Annotated in this window: 19 protein-coding genes; 18 read left to right on the forward strand and 1 reads right to left on the reverse strand. The window is 61.1% G+C overall.

Annotated elements, in window-relative coordinates; all coding sequences use genetic code 11:
• The first annotated feature begins 244 nt into the window (after nt 1–244).
• The 4 genes from GTO91_RS04805 to GTO91_RS04820 all read left to right on the forward strand — a co-directional run bounded on the left by GTO91_RS04805 (nt 245) and on the right by GTO91_RS04820 (nt 4,114).
• On the forward strand, nt 245–2,311 hold the full coding sequence (locus GTO91_RS04805) for a methyl-accepting chemotaxis protein (RefSeq protein WP_161255643.1): 2,067 nt from the start codon (nt 245–247) through the stop codon (nt 2,309–2,311).
• Between the two features lie 250 nt (nt 2,312–2,561).
• Nucleotides 2,562–2,972 (forward strand): (deoxy)nucleoside triphosphate pyrophosphohydrolase, encoded by a 411-nt coding sequence (locus GTO91_RS04810; RefSeq protein ID WP_170294094.1) that lies wholly within the window; start codon nt 2,562–2,564, stop codon nt 2,970–2,972.
• Between the two features lie 242 nt (nt 2,973–3,214).
• A complete protein-coding gene (locus GTO91_RS04815) occupies nt 3,215–3,652 on the forward strand; it encodes a hypothetical protein (protein WP_161255647.1) in 438 nt (145 codons plus the stop codon).
• A 279-nt stretch (nt 3,653–3,931) separates the two neighbouring features.
• Nucleotides 3,932–4,114, forward strand: coding sequence for a hypothetical protein (locus GTO91_RS04820; RefSeq protein WP_161255649.1), 183 nt, complete (start codon nt 3,932–3,934; stop codon nt 4,112–4,114).
• 106 nt (nt 4,115–4,220) lie between these two features.
• Here GTO91_RS04820 and GTO91_RS17975 read toward each other — a convergent pair whose 3' ends face one another.
• Nucleotides 4,221–6,119, reverse strand: coding sequence for an Rqc2 family fibronectin-binding protein (locus GTO91_RS17975; RefSeq protein ID WP_161255652.1), 1,899 nt, complete (start codon nt 6,117–6,119; stop codon nt 4,221–4,223).
• Nucleotides 6,120–6,316: 197 nt separating this feature from the next.
• Here GTO91_RS17975 and GTO91_RS04830 point away from each other — a divergent pair, with 197 nt between their 5' ends.
• From GTO91_RS04830 to rsmB, 14 genes are all read left to right on the forward strand, one after another.
• A complete protein-coding gene (locus GTO91_RS04830) occupies nt 6,317–9,298 on the forward strand; it encodes a cation-translocating P-type ATPase (protein WP_235919119.1) in 2,982 nt (993 codons plus the stop codon).
• Nucleotides 9,299–9,343: 45 nt separating this feature from the next.
• Entirely contained in the window at nt 9,344–10,189 is an 846-nt protein-coding gene (gene dapF, locus GTO91_RS04835; RefSeq protein WP_161255657.1) for a diaminopimelate epimerase, read from the forward strand.
• A gap of 332 nt (nt 10,190–10,521) precedes the next feature.
• On the forward strand, nt 10,522–11,400 hold the full coding sequence (locus GTO91_RS04840; RefSeq protein ID WP_161255659.1) for a YicC/YloC family endoribonuclease: 879 nt from the start codon (nt 10,522–10,524) through the stop codon (nt 11,398–11,400).
• 30 nt (nt 11,401–11,430) lie between these two features.
• Nucleotides 11,431–11,739 carry an integration host factor, actinobacterial type gene (mihF, locus tag GTO91_RS04845; RefSeq protein ID WP_161255661.1) on the forward strand — a complete coding sequence of 103 codons (309 nt, stop codon included), beginning with the start codon at nt 11,431–11,433 and terminating at the stop codon, nt 11,737–11,739.
• Between the two features lie 13 nt (nt 11,740–11,752).
• Nucleotides 11,753–12,028 carry an extracellular matrix/biofilm regulator RemA gene (gene remA / locus GTO91_RS04850; RefSeq protein ID WP_161255664.1) on the forward strand — a complete coding sequence of 92 codons (276 nt, stop codon included), beginning with the start codon at nt 11,753–11,755 and terminating at the stop codon, nt 12,026–12,028.
• A 34-nt stretch (nt 12,029–12,062) separates the two neighbouring features.
• Entirely contained in the window at nt 12,063–12,644 is a 582-nt protein-coding gene (gene gmk, locus GTO91_RS04855) for a guanylate kinase (protein WP_161255924.1), read from the forward strand.
• Between the two features lie 41 nt (nt 12,645–12,685).
• Entirely contained in the window at nt 12,686–12,895 is a 210-nt protein-coding gene (rpoZ, locus tag GTO91_RS04860) for a DNA-directed RNA polymerase subunit omega (RefSeq protein ID WP_161255667.1), read from the forward strand.
• Nucleotides 12,892–14,226: a bifunctional phosphopantothenoylcysteine decarboxylase/phosphopantothenate--cysteine ligase CoaBC gene (coaBC, locus tag GTO91_RS04865; RefSeq protein WP_161255670.1), complete on the forward strand. Its 1,335-nt coding sequence runs from the start codon at nt 12,892–12,894 to the stop codon at nt 14,224–14,226. The genes rpoZ and coaBC overlap by 4 nt, the downstream gene beginning before the upstream one ends.
• Before the next feature lie 112 nt (nt 14,227–14,338).
• Nucleotides 14,339–15,532, forward strand: coding sequence for a methionine adenosyltransferase (metK, locus tag GTO91_RS04870; RefSeq protein ID WP_161255673.1), 1,194 nt, complete (start codon nt 14,339–14,341; stop codon nt 15,530–15,532).
• Between the two features lie 140 nt (nt 15,533–15,672).
• The gene (gene priA / locus GTO91_RS04875) at nt 15,673–18,114 is read left to right on the forward strand and encodes a replication restart helicase PriA (protein ID WP_161255676.1); all 2,442 of its coding nucleotides are present in this window, start codon (nt 15,673–15,675) and stop codon (nt 18,112–18,114) included.
• Between the two features lie 91 nt (nt 18,115–18,205).
• Complete coding sequence (def, locus tag GTO91_RS04880) at nt 18,206–18,661, forward strand: peptide deformylase (protein ID WP_161255684.1); 456 nt, start codon at nt 18,206–18,208, stop codon at nt 18,659–18,661.
• 8 nt (nt 18,662–18,669) lie between these two features.
• On the forward strand, nt 18,670–19,704 hold the full coding sequence (gene fmt, locus GTO91_RS04885) for a methionyl-tRNA formyltransferase (RefSeq protein WP_161255687.1): 1,035 nt from the start codon (nt 18,670–18,672) through the stop codon (nt 19,702–19,704).
• A 31-nt stretch (nt 19,705–19,735) separates the two neighbouring features.
• On the forward strand, nt 19,736–20,569 hold the full coding sequence (locus GTO91_RS04890) for a DUF116 domain-containing protein (protein WP_161255690.1): 834 nt from the start codon (nt 19,736–19,738) through the stop codon (nt 20,567–20,569).
• On the forward strand, nt 20,569–21,927 hold the full coding sequence (gene rsmB / locus GTO91_RS04895) for a 16S rRNA (cytosine(967)-C(5))-methyltransferase RsmB (RefSeq protein WP_235919121.1): 1,359 nt from the start codon (nt 20,569–20,571) through the stop codon (nt 21,925–21,927). The genes GTO91_RS04890 and rsmB overlap by 1 nt, the downstream gene beginning before the upstream one ends.

Raw genomic sequence — 21,927 nt, forward strand, 5'->3', positions numbered from 1 at the left:
TATCATATCTTCTACGGGATACAGCCGAATTTCTGCGAGAACGAGGGCGGTCGGGCAACCGGATTAACTAAAAAATAACTGTTATTTACTCAATTCTTGTTATAATTACATTATGGCGAATAAAGTCGAAAAAGTCGAAATGAAACGCCTGCGGATCGATGGTTTCCAATGGATCGATTCGACAAGTCTTTTTTTGACCCTCCGCACTTGACAGAACAATAACTTACTTAAGGGAGGACATTCAATGTCACAAAAAAGCTTCTTCTCATTCAACAGTATTGCGGCCAGAACGATCCTATCGATCCTGCCGTTAACCATCGTCGCCTTGGTGGCTTTATCATCAGTCAGTTTTTACTACGCCAAGCAGATCATCCACCGAGGCGTAGACGACGAAATGAGTCAGCAACGCAACTATGTCATCCGGGACATCGGCGCCCGCTTGACGGCCCACGCGAAACTCGCCGATGTTACAGCCCGCAATGTGGAAGCGTACGGTGAGACACTCAGCAAGGACTTATATGAACAACAAATGATCAACACGGTGACGACCAACGAGGAGACCTTTGGATTAGGCGTCTTTTTTGAGCCGAACCGGTACAAGCCGGGCCTGAAGTATTTTGGACCCTATGCTTATCGGAATAAGGACAAGATTGTCCCCACCTGGGATTACAGCAATGATACATATGACTACTTCCAGTATGATTGGTATAAAAGCGGCGCCAACACCAAGCTGAGGTACGTGTGGAGCGATCCCTACGCTGATTCTGTGACCGGCGTGGTCATGGTGACGACGACGGCCCCCTTTTACGACAAGCAGAAGCGGTTCATGGGTGTTACGACAGCCGACATTGATCTGACCAGTTTGCAAAAACTGATGAGAGAAACCAAGGTCGGGGAACAGGGCTGGGCCTTCTTGTTGGACAAGCACGGGACGTACATCTCCACCAACGATGAGAAGAAAAACATGAAAGTGAAAATGGCGGAGGAGGAAAACAGCACGCTTGTCGCCCTGTACAAAGATATGGAGACCCAGAAACAGGGCAGCGGTGTCTTTCGAGAAGGGGGATCCACCTACCGCGTTTATTACGATGTTGTTCCCGAAGTCGGTTGGACCGTCGGCCTCATCATTCCCGAAGAAGAATTGGCGGCATCGTTAAATGCCTTGATGAGTAAAATCGTAATCATTGCCGCTGTGTCTATCCTGTTTGTCTGCCTCGTCGTCTATTACTTCAGTCGCTCGATTACCGGCAATATCAAGAAAATCCATCAACTTTCCGAGCAGATGGCAGCCGGCGATTTTACGGGAACGGTAAAAGTGACATCCCGTGATGAGATCGGGCAGTTGGCCGACAACATCAATACGATGGCCGAAGCGGTGCGAACGATTGTTCACAAGATCAGCCTAAGCGCCAAAGATGTGCATACGTCCGCGGAGAGCCTCCGCAGCGGAGCGGAGCAGAGCGGAAAAGCGGCGGAGACGATCAGCGCGTCGATTCAACAGATCTCCAGCGGCATCGATCAACAGGCGGCAAACATCAACCTCAATAACCAGACGGTCGCCGAAATCTCGGCGCAGATCGGGACGGTCAGCGGCACTATGGTGTCTATCGCCGGCGCTGCGGAAAAAACGTTGGACCAGGCAAACGGCGGCAATGAGGCCGTCAAAGCAGCGATTCAGCAAATTAACCGGATCGATGAAAAGGTAAATAGCATAGCCGGCGTGGTCAACGCGCTTGGCGATAAATCAAAAGAAATCGGCCAAATCGTGTCCCTGATCACCAGCATTGCCGATCAGACCAACCTGTTGGCCTTAAACGCCGCCATCGAAGCAGCCAGGGCGGGGGAAAACGGTCGGGGCTTTGCCGTTGTTGCCGATGAGGTCCGTAAATTGGCGGAGCAATCGGGACAAGCGGCGGGGCGAATCAGTCAGTTGGTCGGTGAAATACAAGGGGAAACGGCCAACGCGGTCGAGTCGACGCAAGACGGAACGGTTGCGGTTCAGGAAGGAATCGTCATGGTGAACAAGGCTGGCGGCGCTTTTCACGAAATCGTCGACGCCGTGCATCTGTTATCCCAGCAAGTGAAGGACGCCGCTGCCGTGATCGGCGAGATCAATGAAGGCGCCGTCACCATGGTGGATTCAATGGATCAGGTGACGAAGATCGACCGTGAATCGGCCAAAAGCCTCGAAGACGTGGCCGCGGCCACGGAGGAGCAGGCTGCTACAGCCGAGTCGGTGACCTTTGCCGCCCAACAAATGGCTGGCATGTCTGTCGAATTGGACCAGTCGGTAAAAATGTTCAACGTATGATGAGGGATTCGAGACAAGTCGTATCATGTATGTTATCGACAAGTCCTACGATTTTGACCTGGTCTTCTCCAATGCGGCCCTCCATGATGTGATGCTTTCGGGGGGTTAGTTGTTTCCTTGCCGGTGGCATTGGTTTACAGGTCTAGAAAGACGATTACGGCAGCATGATCACCTGTAGGGAGGGGATTGTGTTGCCAGGCTGAAGCGAAAAGTGCAAATCGAAGTTGCGGGATTGCATCTGAAATGAGGAATGGTTGTGGTTCACGTTGTCGCTGCGATATTAGTGCGCGATCAGCGCATCTTTATCGCCCAACGTCCTGCCGATGATGCATTAGAGTTCAAGTGGGAGTTTCCCGGCGGGAAAATCGAAGCGGGGGAAAGTCCGGAAGCATCCCTCCGCCGGGAGATGATAGAGGAATTTCAGATGGACATCGCCGTGGGCGACTTTTTCGGTGAGAGTCTGTACACCTATCCGAAAGGGACTGTCCGCCTGCTGGCCTACTGGGCAACGTGGATACAGGGAGAGCCCCAATTGTTGGCCCATGCCGATTGTCGTTGGGTGACGGTCGACGAACTGAACCAATATGAGTTTGCGCCGGCTGATATTCCCTTTGTGGAGCGACTGAAAGAATCTGGCTCCTTACCTCGATCACAACAATAAACGCATGATCCCCAAAGAGAAAACCCTTGATGACACGGTGCAAATGAAGTGTCGTCAAGGGTTATTCTTTTTCTCTATTTTTTACCTTCGCCCTTTGGAAGGTGGTAAGGCATATTATGGTATGATAATATTTGCATTGTAGGCAGAGAGCTAACATTGAAGTGAAATGAATCGGAGGATTTCCGATGTTTCAACGAGGGCTTGTCGCGCGGATAGTCGCGTGGGGAATAGGAGGGTATGTGATGCTGAAAGACCGGTGGCATGGTGTGTTGAGCATTGGGTTGATCGGGCTGGCCTTTGTCCTGGGATTCGTCGCCCTCTTGCCCTACTCGTCATCGATCGCGTTCGGTTACCTCTTGGTGCTGGTGCTCGCCGTTCCGGTGATTGTCTTTTCCTATTGTTCGAAGTGCCTGTGCAGGGTGTATGCCTGCGGCCATGTATTTCCGGGGAAATTGACACTCTGGTTGCCGGAACGAAAGTCGGATGCGTACGGGTTAGCAGACTATACAGGGGTCATCGTTCCGCTGTTGCTGATGGTTGGGATTCCCCAGTACTGGCTCTGGAAGCATACATACTTGTTCAGCGCCTTTTGGGTATTGCTGGCGATCGCGGTGGCGGAAATCCGGGCGTTTGTATGCAAGGGATGCGGAAATGAGCATTGCCCGCTGTTGACAAAGTGAAGTAGGATTAAGCTCCACGCTGCGCGGCGCGCTCGGGATGATCTTTCGCCGGATCGCCTGCATTCAACGAGCCGAATCCTGTGACGGGTGCATGTTTGCCCTTCGCTGTCCCTATGCCTATGTGTTTGAGACGCCGTCGATCGTGTTAGAGGGGGAAATCAATCATCAGAAAGCGCCGCACCCCTTTGTCATGGAGCCCCCTTTGGACGCACGACCCGGTTTGCCGCAGGGGACAAGCTTTCCTTTGATGTGGTGCTGATCGGGCGCGGGATCGAATACTTGCCCTACTTTATCAAGGCCTTTGATGACGCCTTGGCCTATGGGCTGGGCGCAAAGCGGACCCCCTTTCGGCTCGAACGCATCGATCAGGTGCTTGCCGACGGAGACCGCCCGATCTGGCGCGGCGGCGCGCAGATGCTGGCGCTGCCACGGATCGAGGATATAGATTCTCACGCGAAGTAATAGCAATTTTTGTAGTCGACACAAAGATGAAGAGTGATATCGAAAATAAAATGAATGACTTTGCGAATCAGATTCAGTTTGTTATCTCCCACATAGTTTGTATGCACTAAGGGATTAGAACATCATTATCCGTCACCCTCGGTCTCACCCACACCGTCTGCTGGTGATCATAAATCACAAACCCCGGCTTCGCCCCCGAGGGCTTGCGCACATGCCGCCGCTCCGTATAGTCGACGGGCACCTTGTCCGCCTCGCGGGCGCGGCTAAAGTGGGCGGCGTAGGAGGCCGCCAGTTCCAGCACCGAATCGGGGAGGGGGCGCTGGTCCCGGATGGGGATGACGACGTGGGAGCCGGGGATGTCCTTCGTGTGCAACCAGATGTCTTTTTCGCGGGCCATCTTCATCGTCAGGTAGTCGTTCTGGCGGTTGTTGCGGCCGATCCAGATTGTCCAGCCATCATCCGTCGTCACCGTCAGCGGCTTCGGCGGTCCTTCCGCGTCGGCGGCGCCGCTCTTGCCGCCTTTGTTGCCCTTCCCACCGGCACCTTTTCCGCCCTTGCCACCCTTAGAACCCGCTTTCCCAGCCTTTCCGCCGGCGCCGGCGCCGGCGCCGCCATAGCCGCCTTTTCCAGCCTTTCCCTTGCCGCCCTCATCCGGCAAATACCCGCTCGTCACCAACTCCTGGCGGATCTCCTCCAGATCTCCCGGCGTCTCCGCCTGTTCCAGGGCAATCAGCACCGTATCCAGGTAGGCGACCTCCTGGGCGGTGTTTTCTTTTTGCTCCGTCGCCAGCAACACCGTCTGGCGGGCTTTGTTGTAGCGGCTGTAGAAGGCTTGCACGTTCTCCGACGGCGACAGGGAGGGTTCCAGTTCGATCACATGGGTTTTTTCAGGGTCGGTCAGATCGGCTACGGTGATCGCGGCGTCGCCCGGCTGGACGCGGTAGAGGTTGGCCAGGAGCAGGTCGCCCCAGGTGCGGCAGACGAGGTCTTTTTCCGCCGAGGCGATGTCTTTTTCCTGGCTCGTCTTGCGCCGCTGCGCCCGGTCCCATTCGGCGGCGATGCGCTTGACCAGGGCGGCCCGTTTGGCCGCCAGTTTTTCCAGGTCGTCTTTGCTGTGGTAGAAGCGGTCGGCGGCCTCGTTGACGCTGTCCATCTTTTCCCGCCGCAGGGCCGCATCCAGGTGGGTCAGCGGCCAGGGGGCGAAGGTCTTCGGCGCGCCTGTGCCCGCTTGCCAGACGATCTCCGGCGTCGGTTCCTGGCGTTCCACCAGGGACACCAGATCCCGCAAAGCCAGGGCGAGGCGACTGAATTCGTAGCGGCCGCATTCGCCGACCACGGCGTCCCGGCCCAAGCCGGCGCGGTGGCAGATCTCGCGCGCCGTTTCCGGGCTGACGCCCATCAGGTTTTGCTGGAGCGCTTTTTCCACGGGCGTGTTTTCGTCGTGTTTCCAGATCAGTTCCGCCAGGGTCTCGTCGGTCACCGCCGACGGGGCTTTTTTATTCGGATCAGGCGGGGCGATGTAGGTCCGGCCGGGGAGGACCTCCCGGTGGCGGCTCACGGCGTGGCTGTAGCGGCGGATGCCGTCGATGATCGTCTCCGTTGCGTCGTCGACGAGAATCAGGTTCGAGTGTTTGCCCATGATCTCCAGGATCAGGCTCTTTTCCGTCCGGCCGCCCAGTTCGTCGCTGGCGTCAAAGCGCAATCGGACGACCCGCTCCCAGGGCGATTGCTCGACGGCGCGGACGCGCCCGCCCTCTAAGTGCTTGCGCAGGACCATGCAGTAGAGGGGCGGCTGGGTCGGGTTGGGCTTGTTTTTTTTCGTCAGGTGGATGCGCCCGGTCACGGGGTGGGCCGAAAGCAAGAGGCGCCAGTTTGTGTGGCCGGTGCGGCCGATCAGGTGTATCTCTTCCGGCAGGGGCTGGACGATGCGGTCGATCCGCCCGCCCAGGAGCGCCGGTCTCAGTTCATCGGTGATGGTGGTCAAGGTGAGTCCGTCGAGTGCCATTGGGTATGCCCTCCTTATCACGTTCGCCCCTCATCATAGCATGGCGGCCCCGTTGGCGGCAATTGGAAGGAGAGGCATTGACAGACCTTTCCAATCATAGAAATAGGACAAGGGGGGAGCCCGTCCATTTCCGGGGGTGGCCCGCGAATCCAGCATGCCGGCGCGGCATGCAATTACAAGGAAACGGGGGAACGCAGATGAAACGTAAAGGCCATGGTCGTTCGGGGCCGGAGACGGTCGCCGCCCCGGACAAGCCCTGGCACCAGCTCACCTATGAGGAGTTGTGCCGGGCGCTGATCGCCGGCCCGCAGGGGCTCAATGAACGCGAGGCGGAAGAGCGGTTGGGGCGCGTCGGGCCGAACGCCCTCCGGGAGGCCGAGGCCGTGCCCTTGTGGCGGCGGCTTTTGGCGCAGTTCACCGACTTTATGATCCTGGTCCTCCTGGCGGCGACGGCCATTTCCGCTTTTTTGGGCGAGATGGCCGACGCCATCACCATCCTGGTCATCGTGGTCATGAACGCCGTTCTCGGCTTCGTCCAGGAGTACCGGGCCGAACAGTCTTTGGAGGCCTTGAAAAAACTGACGGCCCCGGAGGCGCGGGTGCTCCGCGAGAACCGCGAGATGCGCGTGGCAGCCCACACGATTGTCCCCGGCGATGTGGTGCTCTTGGAGGCGGGCGACCGGGTGCCGGCCGATCTGCGCCTTCTGGAGGTCCACGACCTGGAAATCGATGAGTCGCCCCTCACCGGCGAGTCCTTGCCGGTCTGCAAGCAGCCCGATCCGATCACCGCCGCCGGCGTGGGCATCGGCGACATGGACAACATGGCCTTTTCGGGGACAAGCGTCACCCGCGGCCGCGGGCGCGGCCTCGTCGTGGCGACGGGGATGCAGACGGAGATGGGCCGCATCGCCCACCTGATCGAGTCGGTTGGCGACGACATGACGCCCTTGCAGCGCCGCCTCGATGAACTGGGCAAGATCCTGGTCGTCCTCTGCCTGGCCATCTGCCTCGTCGTCGTCGCCATCGGCCTCTACCAGGGCGAGCCGGTCTACCGCATGGTCCTCACCGGCGTCAGCCTGGCCGTGGCGGCCATCCCCGAGGGATTGCCGGCCATCGTCACCATTGTCCTCGCCATCGGCGTGCAGCGGATGATCCGCAGCCGCGCCATCATCCGCAAACTGCCCGCCGTGGAGACCTTGGGTTGCGCCACGGCCATCTGCTCTGATAAGACGGGCACCTTGACCCAGAATCAGATGACGGTCCGCCAGGTCTGGGTCTCCGGGGAGCGCGTCGATGTGAGCGGCCAGGGGATCGAGCCGGTGGGCGAGTTTTTCGCGGAGCGGCATGACTTGGCGGTTGGGGCGGAAGGCGCGGGCGTTGGATTTGCCGGCGGGACTGGTTTTGCTGGAGGTGCCGGAGCCTCACGAGTCGCCGGAGTCGCTGTTTTGACCGGGGGGGCTAACCAATTGCGAAATTCTACGGGGCCCGGAGACGCCGCAACCGGGACAGGCTGGGCCGATCTGGACGATTTGCTTCGAGCTTCCGTGCTCTGCAACAACGCCCGACTCACCGGCGGCGAGCCCTCCCGCTCGCGCAAGGGTGCTTCCTTCTGGGGCAGCCGCAAGAAGAACGGGGGGGAAGCGCCGGCGGGTGACTGGGCGCTCATGGGCGATCCCACCGAAGGGGCGCTCCTGGTCCTGGCAGCCAAAGGAGGATTTCTCCATCAGGATGTCGAAGCTGAGTTTGATCGTGTCGAGGAACTGCCTTTTGACTCTGACCGCAAGCGGATGACCGTTATCGTGCGGGATGGGAAGGGGCAGATGATGGCCTTTGTGAAGGGCGCCCCGGAGACGGTCCTTTCCCGTTGCGCCTTCGCCCGCTGGAACGGTTCGGAAGCGCCCCTTGATGACGACCGCCGCCGCCGCATCCTCGATGAAAACGAGCGCATGGCCGATGAGGCCTTGCGGGTGCTGGCCATCGCCTGCCGGCCCCTCCCGGCGGGGATGCCCGTCGATAAATTGATGGAGATCGCCGAGGAGGATCTGACCTTCCTCGGGTTGGCCGGCATGATGGACCCGCCCCGGCCCGGCGTCCGCCAGGCGGTGGAGCGCTGCGGCCAGGCCGGCATCCGCACGATCATGATTACCGGCGACCATCCGGTGACGGCCTTGGCCGTCGCCCGCGAACTGGGCATCAGCAGCCGTTCCGACGAGGTGCTCACCGGCGCCTGTCTCGATGAACTCGACGACAGGCAACTGGAGGAAAAAGTGCCCCGCGTCGCTGTTTACGCCCGCGTCTCGCCGGCCCACAAATTGCGCATCGTCCGCGCCTTGAAGTCGCGGGGCCATGTGGTGGCCATGACGGGTGACGGCGTTAACGACGCCCCGGCCGTCAAAGAGGCCGATATTGGCGTCGCCATGGGCAAGGCCGGCACGGATGTGACGAAAGAGGCCTCCTCCATGGTCCTCTCCGATGACAACTTCGTCACCATCGTCACCGCCGTTGAGCAGGGCCGCGCCATCTACGACAACATCCGCAAGTTTATCCGCTATCTGTTGTCCTGCAACGCCGGCGAGGTGCTGGTGATGTTCCTGGCCAGCCTCATGGCCTTGCCCTTGCCGTTGTTGCCCGTTCAATTGCTCTGGGTCAACCTGGTCACGGACGGTCTGCCGGCCATGGCCCTCGGCGTGGATACGCCCGATCCAGATGTGATGCGGCGGCCGCCGCGCCACCCGAAAGAGAGCATTCTCGCCGGCGGCCTGGGACGAAATATCCTGATCTGGGGAACCTATTGCGGGTTGGCGACCTTGGCCGTCTTCGCCTGGGGGATATACTTAGGCGACTTGCCCCTGGCCCGGACGATGGCCTTTTGCACCCTGACTTTTTTCCAACTCTTTTACGTCTTTGACTGCCGGTCGGATCGCTACTCCGTCTTTGAACTGGGCTGGTTCACCAACCCCAGCCTGATCGGGGCCGTCTGCCTGTCCGGCCTGATGCAGTTGGCTGTTGTCTACCTGCCGCCGTTGCAGCGGATCTTCCAGACCGTTCCCCTGGAGCCGACCCACTGGCTCGTCATCCTCTTCTTCTCCGGCGGCTGGCTGCTGCTGGCCGGGCTTCGCCACTTCATCCTGCGGCCCTTTGGCCAGCGCGGGAGAGGGCGGGCGCTGTACGGGCAGTAACACTATATAAGGAAAAGATTGAATCCCGGAAAGGTGGCATCGTCGATGGAATTCGTAAAAATGCACGGCCTCGGCAATGACTTCATCATTGTCAACGCCATGGAACCGCCCCTGTTGGACCGCACGGACTGGGAGGAGATCGCCGTCCGCATGTGTGACCGCCACTACGGTATCGGCGGCGACGGCCTGATCCTCGTCTTCCCCTCCGACAAGGCCGATATCCGCTGGCGCATCCTCAACTCCGACGGCTCCGAGCCGGAGATGTGCGGCAACGGCATCCGCTGCCTGGCCCGCTACGTCTACGAGCGGGGCATCGTCGCCAAGCGCCGCATCGAGGTGGACACCCTGGCCGGGATCATCATCCCCGAAATCATCACCGACGAGGCGGGCGCTGTCACCGGCGTCTGTGTCGACATGGGCGAACCGCGCTTGCAGCGCCACCAGATCCCCATGGTCGGGCCGGAAGGCCCCGCTGTCAATCAGGAACTGGCTGTCGGCGATGAGGCGGTCCGGGTGACGGCCGTATCCATGGGCAACCCCCACTGCCTCATCTATGTCAATGACATCGACCAGGCTCCGGTCACGACGCTTGGTCCCAAGGTGGAAGTCCATCCGGCTTTTCCGGCAAAGACGAACGTGGAATTCGTCCAGGTCGTCTCCCCCGATGAGGTGCAGATGCGGGTCTGGGAACGCGGCGCCGGCCCCACGCTGGCCTGCGGCACCGGCGCTTGCGCCACCGTCGTCGGCTCTGTCCTTAACGGCTACACGGACCGCAAGGTGACGGTCCACCTGGCCGGCGGTCCGCTGCACATCGAGTGGCGCGAAGAGAACAACCGTGTCTACATGACCGGCCCGGCGGTGGAAGTCTTCCGGGGCGATTTTCCCCTGTAACGATCAGCTGTTTGCATGGCAGTAGCTGCGAGGCGCATCGGGCTGTTCCCTCATGGGGAGTATTGCTGACCACTGAGGTGTTCCCGGCGAGTATGCGCGCCCGCTGTGAAGTATCGGCACCGCCCCCTCTGGGTAGGCTATTGCCGCATCGCCTGTCTTTTAACCCTGAAAAAACCCTGCGGGGCCGGGCGACCGGCCCCTTTTTTTCGATCAGAAAAAGGAATTGACGGAACAAAGTCGAAGTAATCACGCGAAAATGATGGCGCGGCGACGATTGTCAGGCCTAATCGCCTGTAACCAATCCCCGGTAACCGCGCAAAGGAAGATGCATCGTGATCAAGAGCATGACCGGCTATGGCCGGGGAGAGGCCTGTGGGGCGGGGAAGCGCGTCACCGTCGAGGCGAAGGCGGTCAACCACCGCTACTCGGAAGTGGTCGTTCGCTTGCCCAAAACCTATATGGTCCTGGAAGATGCGATCAAGAAGATCTTTTTCCAGGGCATCTCCCGGGGGAGGGTCGATGTGTTCGTCAACTTGGAAACCGACGGGGAAGTCACCCGGCAGGTAAAGGTTGACAAACAATTGGCCCTTCGATATTATAAATCGTTGAGAGACTTGGCGCAGGAGCTGGAATTGCCTTGTGATGTGGGCCTAAACGCCCTCTACAGCCTTCCGGAAGTGATCACCCTCGATGAGCCGGAAGAGGATATGGATGAGGTGGCCCGCGTCGTCGATGCGGCGGCGCGGCAGGCCCTGGACGGGTTGATGGGCATGCGCATCCAGGAAGGGAACTCCCTGGCTGAGGATCTCTTTTTGCGCTTGACGGCGCTGCGCCACCGGATCAAGGCCGTGGAGGAGCGCTCGCCTTTCGTCGCCGAAGACTACTTACACCGGCTGCAGGAGCGGATCAAGGAACTGCTCGGACAGACGCCTGTCGACGAGCAGCGCTTGGCCATGGAAGTAGCCCTTTTTGCCGACCGTTCCAACATCACTGAGGAACTCGTCCGCCTCAACAGCCACCTGGAACAGTTTCAAAAGGCGCTGGCCTCTTCCGAACCGGTGGGACGGAAGCTCGACTTTCTCGTTCAGGAGATGAACCGCGAAGTCAATACGATCGGCTCGAAGAGCAACGACCTGGAAGTCTCCCGCCATGTGGTCGATTTGAAGAGCGAAATGGAAAAAATACGTGAACAGGTGCAAAACGTAGAATAAGTCGTGCCTGCAACCTTAGGAGGATCATTGATGGCGGTTCCCATGCTCACAGAGGAACAGAAATCGGAAGCCCTGAAAAAAGCCCATGCGGTGCGCAGCCAGCGCACCCAACTGCGCAACCAGTTAAAGGCCGGCGCCGTCTCTGTCGACGCCGTCTTGAACCGGATGGACGACGAGGTCGTCCGGGGGATGAAGGTCCTTTACCTGCTCGAATCGCTGCCCAAGGTCGGCAAGCGGACGGCCCGCCGCATCATGGCCGACATCGGCATCGACGAGTCGCGGCGCCTGCAGGGGCTGGGCAGCCGGCAACGGGACGCGCTGGTGGCGAAACTGACGTAGGAGGAACCAGGATATGGATATCAAACTGATCAATATCGGTTTTGGCAACATCGTTTCTGCCAGCCGGATTGTCGCCATCGTCAGTCCTGAGTCAGCGCCGATTAAGCGCATCATTCAGGAAGCCCGGGATCGGGGTATGCTGATCGACGCCACCTACGGGCGGCGCACCCGGGCCGTTATCATTACCGACAGCGATCACGTCATCTTGTCGGCCGTCCAGCCGGAAACGGTGGCGCACCGCCTGTCGGCCAAGGAGTCGGTCCATCATGGAGACGAGGCAGCCGAATAAAGGCGTTCAGATCCTCCAATCCTACCTGGCTCGCATGGGCCGCGGCGTCCTGCTGGTCATGTCCGGCCCCTCTGGGGCGGGCAAAGGGACCCTCAGCCGCCGCCTCTTAAACGAACTGCCGCAACTGACCTTATCCATATCCGCCACGACCCGCAAACCCCGCGAGGGCGAGCGGGAGGGTGTTCATTATTATTTTCTGGGCAAAGAGGACTTTGAACGGCAAATCGAGGAAAACCGTTTCCTCGAATTCGCCCAAGTCTATGACAACTACTACGGGACGCCCCTGGGGCCGGTGCAGGCATCGCTGGCTTCCGGGAAGGATGTCCTGTTGGAGATCGATATCCAGGGGGCGCTGCAGGTCAAGGAGCGCTACCCCGAAGCGGCGCTGATCTTCATCGCGCCGCCCTCGCTGGAGGAGTTGGCCCGGCGGATCTACGGCCGAGGCACCGACAGCCAGGAGGTCATTGAAAAACGGCTAAGCCTGGCTACGCAGGAGTTGGAGTTCATCAACCGCTACGACTACTGTGTCATCAACGACGACGTGGACCGGGCGATCACCCGCCTGCGGGCGATTGTGGAGGCCGAGAAGTCGCGCATCTACCGTAAGCTGGAATAACCCCTTCAGCTTTCTCAACGTTTTGGGGAGGTGTGAAGACCATGAACCAACCGTCTCTGGACAAATTGATGGAAAAAGTGGACAGCAAGTACACCCTGGTGGTGCTGGCGGCCAAACGCGCCCGCGCGCTCGTAGAAAAGCAGGATCCCCTCGTCGGCGCGGCCAAGTCCGCCAAGCCGGTCAGCGTCGCCTTGCACGAGATCGTCGACGGCAAGGTATCCTACCGGCAAGCGAAGGGCGGCATCAAGTGAAATCGACGCAAGCGGGACATTCTAATGAAAGCATCCTAAAGGGCAAGTTCATCGCCGTCGGCGTCTCCGGCGGCATCGCCGCCTACAAGGCCTGTGATCTGGTGAGCCGCCTCGTCAAGGCCGGCGCTCAGGTGCAGGTGATCCTGACGGCTTCGGCGACCCGTTTTGTGGGCCCTTTGACCTTTCAAACCCTTTCGGGCCGGCCCGTCATCACCGAGATGTTTGACGAGCCGAAGCAGTGGAACGTCGCTCATGTGTCTGTCGCCGACGCGGCAGACCTTTTTGTCTTGGCGCCGGCGACGGCCAACATCATCGGCAAGCTCCGCTGCGGCATCGCCGACGATTTTCTCTCGACGACGTTGCTGGCCATCCGCGCGCCCCTGGTCATCGCGCCAGCCATGAACGTGAATATGTTCAACCACCCAGCGGTGCAGGAGAACCTGGCCGTCCTACAGTCGCGCGGCGCCGTCATCGTCGAGCCTGACGAGGGTCGACTCGCCTGCGGCGTCACGGGGAAAGGGCGGCTCGCTGAGGTTGAGCGGATCCTGGCGGCGATCGAGGAGATGCTGGCGGGGCGGGAAAGGACATCGACAGAGGTTGCCCCCTGTAGACAAGGCGATCCCGAAACAGCCGCTAACGCAGGCAAGTCGATTGAGACTGGAGCCGGTTGCTCTGAACTTGCCGGCTGCCGTGTCCTGATCACCGCCGGCGGAACCCGCGAGCCCATCGACCCGGTTCGTTACATCAGCAACCGCTCCTCGGGCAAGATGGGCTACGCCCTGGCCCGCGAGGCGCTTCGGCGGGGGGCAGAGGTGATCCTGGTGACAACGCCGACAGGGCTGCCCCTTCCGGAGGGCGCTGAGGTGGTTCCCGTCGAGTCCGCCGAGGAGATGTATGAGGCGGTGACGTCCCGCTTCGACGCCGTCGGTGTGGTCATCAAGGCCGCCGCCGTCGCCGATTACCGTCCCGCCGCGCCGGCGGAGCAGAAGATGAAAAAACAGGCCGACCGCCTCTTTCTCGAACTCGTCCGGACGCCCGACATCCTGGCGGAACTGGGCCGGCGCAAACAGGGACAGGTGCTCGTCGGTTTTGCCGCCGAGACAAACGACCTGGAGACCCATGCCCTGGACAAGCTGCGGCGCAAGAATTTGGACCTCATGGTGGCTAACGATGTAACCCAGCCGGGGGCCGGTTTTGGCGTCGACACGAATATTGTCACCCTTTTCGACAGTCTGGGCGGCAAAGAGAAGCTGGATCTCATGACGAAAGAAGAAGTGGCTTGTCGAATATTTGATCGGGTTATTCAAATCTTATCGAACAGTTGTGATTAATGCCCTTGTTTTTCTCCACCGTCCTTGATAATCTAGGAAGGAAAGCCAATCAGGGGCATTATCGCCCAGACTCAAACATTTTTCAGCGAAAGCCGCGAAGGAGGAAACAGATTTGAGCCGTAAACGTCTCTTTACGTCGGAATCTGTCACCGAAGGCCATCCCGATAAGGTGGCTGACCAGATTTCGGACTCCGTACTTGACGCCATCCTTGCACAAGACCCCATGGCGCGGGTGGCCTGTGAAACGTCGGTGACGACCGGCCTGGTGCTGGTTGCCGGCGAGATCACCACCAAGTGCTATGTCGATATTCCCAAAGTCGTGCGCCAAACGATCCGCGAGATCGGCTATACCCGCGCGAAGTTTGGTTTTGACTGTGAAACCTGCGCCGTCCTCACCTCCATTGACGAGCAGTCCGCCGACATCGCCATGGGCGTCGACAAGGCCCTCGAAGCCCGGACCGGCGAAATGAGCGAAAGCGAAATCGAAGCCACCGGCGCCGGTGACCAGGGCATGATGTTCGGTTACGCCACCAACGAGACCGAAGAGTACATGCCCATGACCGTCTCCCTGGCCCACAAGCTGTCCCGCCGCCTTTCCGAAGTCCGCAAGACGGCGGAACTGGAATACCTCCGTCCCGACGGCAAGACCCAGGTCACCGTCGAGTATGACGGCGACAAGCCGGTCCGTGTCGACACCGTCGTCATCTCGGCCCAGCACTCGCCGGAAGTATCCCTCGACACCATCAAAACCGACCTGATCGAGCGTGTCATCCTGCCCATCATCCCGCAGAACCTGCTCGATGACAAGACCCGCTACTTCATCAACCCCACCGGCCGTTTCGTCATCGGCGGACCCCAGGGCGACGCCGGTCTGACGGGCCGCAAGATCATCGTCGACACCTACGGCGGCATGGCTCGCCATGGCGGCGGCGCTTTCTCCGGCAAGGACCCCACAAAGGTGGACCGCTCCGCTGCTTACGCGGCTCGTCACGTGGCTAAGAACGTCGTCGCCGCCGGTCTGGCCGACCGTTGCGAGATCCAGTTGGCCTACGCCATCGGCGTCGCCCATCCCGTCTCGGTCATGGTCGAGACCTTCGGCACCGCCAAGGTGGACGAAGCCAACATTGAAAAGTGGATCAAAGAGGTCTTCGACCTTCGTCCCGCCGGTATCATCAAGGAACTGCAACTGCGCCGTCCCATCTACCGCCAGACGGCGGCCTACGGCCACTTCGGCCGCACCGACCTGGACCTCCCCTGGGAGCGCCTCGACAAGGTGGAAGCGCTGAAGAAACTGGCCGGCCTGTAAGCCCTGACATGGAAGCCCGGAGCCAAAGCTCCGGGCTTTTTTAATTCACCGGGAGCCTCTTGCATCCCTTGGTATAATGGAGAGAGCGATGACACGTATCGGAAAGCAGTAAAACGGCAGCGGCAGGGGGGTGCAACGGCATGGAAGCGAACGGCACGGCGGCGAATGGCATGGCGGCCAACGGCATGGAACTCGGCGCCATGGAGGCCAATGGCAGAGAGGCCGGTCGGAGGCCGGAACTCGCCCAGGTGATTATCGATATCCCACACCGCGATCTGGATCGGGTCTTTCATTACCGCATCCCGGAGGCCCTGGCCGGGGAGGTCGAGCCGGGCCGCGAGGTTTGGGTCGCCTTTCACGGCAAACTGACCCGCGGCTGGGTGCTTGGCCTGGAGGTGGCCACGGCGGAGTTGGAAAAAGCCTTCGCTCTCCAGCCGGTCGAGGCGGTCAACGGAAGCTACCGGCTGGGCCATGACCTGCTCGCCCTCGTGCCTTGGCTGGCCCGTGAAACCTTGGGGACGATGGCCGATGTGCTGCGGCTGATGGCGCCGCCTGGTCCGCCTGTCCGACCCGCCGCCTGGGTGCTCCTGGCCGCTAAGCCTGATCAGGAGGCGATCGCCTTCTGGGAGGGGATCGATCCGGAATGCGCCGATCTGCTGCGCCGCCTCTCCCGGGCGTCGCAACGGCGGATGAAATACGCCTCCTTGACCGGCAAGGGGGGCGGCGTGCCGCCGGCGGTGATTGATCGGCTGAGCGACGCCGGGCTAGTGACGGTCCGGCGGCTGTTGCCCAAATTGGGGGAGAGAGCGACGCCGGAAAGGGCGAGGGAAAAAGCGCTCAAAACAGCATCTAACCCCGCATCAAAACCCACATCGATAACAAACAGCAATGTTCAACCGCCGCTTTTCCCCGAGCCCGCCCTTACCCCCGATCAAAAGCAGGCCGTCCACTATCTGACCGAGGCCCTCTATGCAGCCAGGAGAGGCAACGACAGCCGGCCCTTTTTGCTCCACGGCGTGACCGGCAGCGGCAAGACGGAGGTCTACATCCGCGCCATCCGGGAGGCCCTGGCCCGGGGGCGCCAGGCGCTGCTGCTGGTGCCGGAGATCGCCCTGACGCCCCAGACGGAGCGGCGGTTGCGGGAGCGCTTCGGCAGCAAGGTGGCCCTGTTGCACAGCGGCCTCGCCGATGCGGCGAGGCGGCAGGAATGGCAGCGCGTCCACCGGGGCGAGGCCGACCTCGTCGTCGGCGCCCGCTCCGCTGTCTTCGCTCCGCTGCCCAGGCTGGGCCTGATCATCGTCGATGAGGAGCATGAGCCCTCCTACCAGCAGGACAATGACCTGAAGTACCATGCCCGGGAGGCGGCGATGGAGCGTGCCCGCCATTGCGGCGCTGTCGTCGTCCTTGGTTCGGCGACGCCGGCGCTGGAAACTTACGAGCAGGCGCTTTCGGGCCGATTCCGTCTGCTGCAATTGCGCCAGCGCCCGGCGGGCGGACAACTACCCCCGGTCGATGTGATCGATATGCGCGACGAGTTGGCTGCCGGGAACAAGGGCATGCTCTCCCGGTATCTGTTGGAGGCCGTCGAGGAACGCTTGCGGCGGCGGCAGCAGGTGATCCTCTACCTGAACCGGCGTGGTTTTTCCACCTTCGTCATCTGCCGCGAGTGCGGAACCGTTGTGACCTGTCCCCGCTGCTCCATCTCCCTCGTCTACCATCGTCACGGCGAGCAGTTGCACTGCCACTACTGCAACTTCCGCCAGGATGTGCCGGAGACGTGCCCCCACTGCCGGAGCCGGGCGATCCGCTATTTCGGCGCCGGCACCCAGCGGATCGAGGAGGAATTGCGGGCGCGCTTTCCCGGCGTGCCGGTCCTGCGCATGGACCGCGATGTGGCGGAACGGGAGGGGATTGCGCCGGTTCTCGACGCCTTCGGCCGCGGCGAAGCGCCGATCCTCGTCGGGACCCAGATGATCGCCAAGGGACTCGACTTCCCCCGGGTGACGCTGGTCGGCGTTCTCGCCGCCGACGCCTCCTTGCACATCTCCGATTTTCGCGCCGCTGAACGGACCTTTCAACTTCTCTCCCAGGTTGCTGGGCGGGCGGGGCGGGCGCGGGAACCGGGTCAGGTGGTCTTGCAGACCTACTGTCCCGAACACTACTGCCTGCAGGCGGTGCAGTTGCATGATTATGAAGGGTTTTTCCGCCGCGAAATCGAATTACGGCAACAACTGGGTTATCCGCCCTTCGCCCGGCTGGCCCGTGTGCTCTTTTCCGGTCCCGAGGAGCCCCTCGTCCGGGTGGCGGCCGATACGTGGGCGGAAATCCTGCGCCATCAGGCTGGAACGGTGACGATAGGCGGCTCGTCCGGCCTGGAAGAGCCGGAGGGCCTCGATGTATGGGGGCCGGCGCCGGCGCCGGTGGCCAAGGTGGAAAACCGTTTTCGCTGGCTCTTGACCCTGCGGGCGAAGGGCGACGGGATGAAGGCGCTCCGGTCGGCCCTGATCGCCGCCGAAGGGGAATACAGCCGCCGCCGCGGTCGTCCGGCCGGTGTGACGATCAGCCTCATGCTCAATCCTTAAAAGGTTGGAAACGATGTTTTCCCCGTGTTCCTTGATCCGGGTTTGCGATATGATATTTTGGATAGATTTAAAGCCGACAGGAGGGTTTTCTTTGGCCGTTTATGAAATTCTAAAAATGGGCGATCCCGTGCTGCGTGAAAAGGCGAAGCCGGTCACCCGTTTCAACAGCAACCTCGGTCGTCTGATAGACGATATGTTTGATACGATGGCGGCGGCCCGGGGTGTCGGCCTCGCCGCGCCCCAGATCGGCATCGGCAAGCGCGTCTGTGTCGTCGAGGTGGGCAAACGGCGATTTGAGTTGGTCAATCCCGAGATCATCGAGGCCGAAGGCGAACAGTGTGACGCCGAAGGCTGTCTCTCTATTCCTGACTACACCGGCAGTGTGAAGCGCTTCCAGCGGGTCCGCGTTAAGGCACAGGATCGCAACGGCGAGACCTTTATCGCTGAGGGAACAGACCTGCTTGCCGTGGCCTTCCAGCATGAGATCGACCACCTGGACGGGATCCTCTTTGTCGATCGCGTCGAAAACGACGAGCCGGAGGAGTGACAGCTTCGATGCGTCTGGTCTTTATGGGGACGCCCGATTTTGCCGTTCCCACCTTGGAGGCGATCGTTACGTCCGGCCATGATGTGGCCCTTGTCATCACCCGGCCCGATCGCCCGCGCGGGCGGGGCCAAAAGCCGCAGCCCAGTCCCGTCAAAGAGGCGGCGCTGCGGTTGGGCCTCCCTGTCGATCATCCCGCCCGTTTGGACGACGACTTTGTGCAAAAATTGAAGGACCTGGGCGTGGAGGCCGGGGTGGTGGCCGCCTTCGGGCGGATCCTGCCGCCGCGGCTGCTCGACGCTTTTCCGCAGCGCTGGATCAATGTCCACGCCTCCCTGTTGCCGAAATACCGCGGCGCGGCGCCGATCCACCGGGCCGTCGTCGACGGGGAAAAAGAGACAGGGATCACGACGATGCTGATGAGCGAGGGCCTTGACGAAGGGGACATGCTCTTAAAGCGTTCCGTCGCCATCGGTCCCGATGATACGACCGGCCAGGTCCATGACGCCCTGGCCGAACTGGGCGCCGGGTTGCTGGTGGAGACGCTGGCGGCGATGGAAGAGGGGCGCTTGCAGCCCCAGCCCCAGGACGGCTGCCAGGCGACCTATGCGCCCATGCTCACACGCGCCGACGAGCAGGTGGACTGGAGCGCCCCGGCAGAGGCGGTTCACAACCGCGTGCGGGGGATGAATCCCTGGCCGGGCGCTTTTACCGTTGACGAGGGGAAGATTATGAAGATCCTGCGGGGGCGGTTACGTCACGAGGGCTTGTCCCTCCCTGTGTCCGGCTTGCCTGCCTCGCCCGGTGAGTTCGGTCAGCCTAGTCTGTCCCTCTCCGGCTCATCTGCTTCATCTTATCCGGCCGCTGCGACAGGTTCGTCCGTCCAGCCCGGCGAGATCCTGCAGATCGCCGGCGATGAGGTGGCCGTCGCCACCGGCGCCGGTGTGTACTGGCTGTCCGAGGTCCGCCCTGCCGGCGGCAAGACGATGACGGCCGGCGCCTATGCGCGGGGACGCCGGATGGGGCCGGGATTCCGGTTCGGTTGAGATTGGAAGTTTAATTGGGAGCGTTGGAACCATGCCAATCCGCAAGCGGCTGTTTATCGGCCTGATGGTGGCCAGCTTTTTTGCCCTGATCGGGCTGGCGCTCCTCGGCTGGTATCTTGTCAAGTATCAAAACTACCCCTGGAGCAAGGTGCTGATCGGCCTGCTGGGGATCACCTTTCTCGCTGTCACGGCCTTGATCGCCTTCGGCATCGGCGGGATGATCCTCTCCATCTGGCAGGATCGCGCCATTCCTTCGGTCTATCGTTGGACGCGGATGGCGGTCAACGTACTCTTTCCCATGGCCCTGGTCATCGCCCGTTTCTTCGGCATCAGCCCCGACCGTCTGAAGAGCAGTTTCATTGAGGTGAGCAACCAGCTGGTGCGGCTGCGCAAGGTGACCGTCGCGCCGGAGCGGCTGATGATCCTGGGGCCCCATTGCCTGCAAAAGACGACCTGCCCCCACAAGATCACCCTCGATATCCACAACTGCAAGCGCTGCGGCGCCTGTCCTGTTCATGACCTGATCGAACTGACGGACCGCTATGGCGTGAACCTGACCATCGTCTCCGGCGGGACCTGGGCGAGAAAGGCGATCCTGGAAAAGCGCCCCCAGGCGATCGTGGCCATCGCTTGTGAACGGGACCTGACGAGCGGCATTCAGGATGTTGATTTTCTTCCCGTTTTGGGCATACTGAATGATCGACCTGAGGGACCCTGTTGCAACACCCTGGTCAACATGAGCCGTCTCGAACAGGCGGTGCGTTACTTCCTCTATGACGAGCGCGCCGACTGGATCAACAGCGGGGTGATCGGAACGGTGCTGGAAAAATCGGCGCTCCCTGAACGCCGGGTGGAGGTATCTTGATGCAGCCATCGCCGAGAGGCGTCGCCCTGGACGTGCTCAACGCCGTCGAAGAACGAAAAGCCTACGCCAACCTGCAGTTGGCCCACGCCCTGGAGGGGAGCGGACTGCAGCGGCTCGACCGCGGCCTTGTGTCCGAATTGGTGCTGGGCGTGCTCCGTCGTCAAAACGCCCTCGATTTTGCCCTCGACGGGCTGTTAAAGCGGCCCGGCGGCGTCCCCACGGATGCGCGCCGTCTCCTGCGGCTCGGCGCTTACCAGATTCTCTATTTGGACCGCATCCCCGACGCCGTCGCCTGCCATGAGACGGTGGAACTGGCCAAACAGGCCGGTCTGGGCCGCCTGACATCGCTGATCAACGGTGTGCTGCGCCAACTGGTCCGGCGGCGCGACGAGATCCCCTGGCCGCGCTGGGAAGACAAGCCGGTAGAGCATCTCACTGTCGTCGAATCTCATCCCGAGTGGCTCGTCCGTCGCTGGCTCAAACAGTTTGGGGCCGAGCGGACCCGGGCGATCTGCCAGGTCAACAACCAGCCGGCGGCTGTGTCGCTCCGGGTCAACGGGCTGCGCGCCAATCGGGACGCCTTTTTGCAACAACTGGCTGAAGCCGGTGTGGAAGCTGTCCCTTCGGCGCTGCACGGCATGGGAGTCCGGCTGGCCTCGGCCTCGGCGGTGACGCGCCTGCCCGGATTTGCGGAAGGGCTGTTTACCGTTCAGGATGAGAGTTCCATGGTCGTCGCGCCGGTCGTCGACCCGCAGCCGGGGGAGATCGTCGTGGACGCCTGCGCAGCGCCGGGGGGAAAGACGACCCATATGGCTGAACGGAGCGGCGACAAGGCGACCATCCATTCCTGGGACATCCATCCCCACAAGTTGGGTCTGATCCGGGAGAACTGCCGGCGGCTGGGAATCGAGTGCGTCCAGGTGGAGGCTATCGATGCCCGCCATCCGGCGGAGGCGTTGCGAGGCGAAGTCGACTGCCTGCTTCTGGACGCCCCTTGCAGCGGCCTCGGGGTGTTGCGCCGCAAACCGGAACTGCGCTACCGCATCTCCGAGGCCGATCTGGTCCGGCTGCGGGAGTTGCAGCGGGAGTTGTTGGACGGCGCGGCGCCGCTCGTCAAGCCGGGCGGGGTGCTTGTCTACTCCACTTGCACCATCGAGCCGGAGGAAAACTTCCAGCAGGTGAAAGACTTCCTGCAGCGCCATCCGGACTTTGGCGCTGAAGATCTGTCGCCCTTCCTGCCTGATCTGGATTTTACAGAGGAAGAGAAGCGGCAGTCGGCAAAGGGGTACTTTCAAATCCTGCCCCATCGCTTTCAAACGGACGGGTTCTTTGTGGCCCGGTTAAGGAGGCGGTCTTGA

Source organism: Heliomicrobium undosum, assembly GCF_009877425.1.
Classification (GTDB): Bacteria; Bacillota; Desulfitobacteriia; order Heliobacteriales; family Heliobacteriaceae; genus Heliomicrobium; species Heliomicrobium undosum.

What these genes read in the sequence shown, in the direction of transcription:
- GTO91_RS04830 (WP_235919119.1), top strand. Translation starts at nt 6,317, where the DNA reads ATGAAACGTAAAGGCCATGGTCGTTCGGGGCCGGAGACGGTCGCCGCC.
- GTO91_RS04815 (WP_161255647.1), top strand. Translation starts at nt 3,215, where the DNA reads ATGCTGAAAGACCGGTGGCATGGTGTGTTGAGCATTGGGTTGATCGGG.
- dapF (WP_161255657.1), top strand. Translation starts at nt 9,344, where the DNA reads ATGGAATTCGTAAAAATGCACGGCCTCGGCAATGACTTCATCATTGTC.
- mihF (WP_161255661.1), top strand. Translation starts at nt 11,431, where the DNA reads ATGGCGGTTCCCATGCTCACAGAGGAACAGAAATCGGAAGCCCTGAAA.
- gmk (WP_161255924.1), top strand. Translation starts at nt 12,063, where the DNA reads ATGGGCCGCGGCGTCCTGCTGGTCATGTCCGGCCCCTCTGGGGCGGGC.
- priA (WP_161255676.1), top strand. Translation starts at nt 15,673, where the DNA reads ATGGAAGCGAACGGCACGGCGGCGAATGGCATGGCGGCCAACGGCATG.
- GTO91_RS17975 (WP_161255652.1), bottom strand. Translation starts at nt 6,119, where the DNA reads ATGGCACTCGACGGACTCACCTTGACCACCATCACCGATGAACTGAGA.
- rpoZ (WP_161255667.1), top strand. Translation starts at nt 12,686, where the DNA reads ATGAACCAACCGTCTCTGGACAAATTGATGGAAAAAGTGGACAGCAAG.
- GTO91_RS04810 (WP_170294094.1), top strand. Translation starts at nt 2,562, where the DNA reads ATGGTTGTGGTTCACGTTGTCGCTGCGATATTAGTGCGCGATCAGCGC.
- GTO91_RS04890 (WP_161255690.1), top strand. Translation starts at nt 19,736, where the DNA reads ATGCCAATCCGCAAGCGGCTGTTTATCGGCCTGATGGTGGCCAGCTTT.
- rsmB (WP_235919121.1), top strand. Translation starts at nt 20,569, where the DNA reads ATGCAGCCATCGCCGAGAGGCGTCGCCCTGGACGTGCTCAACGCCGTC.
- fmt (WP_161255687.1), top strand. Translation starts at nt 18,670, where the DNA reads ATGCGTCTGGTCTTTATGGGGACGCCCGATTTTGCCGTTCCCACCTTG.
- GTO91_RS04805 (WP_161255643.1), top strand. Translation starts at nt 245, where the DNA reads ATGTCACAAAAAAGCTTCTTCTCATTCAACAGTATTGCGGCCAGAACG.
- remA (WP_161255664.1), top strand. Translation starts at nt 11,753, where the DNA reads ATGGATATCAAACTGATCAATATCGGTTTTGGCAACATCGTTTCTGCC.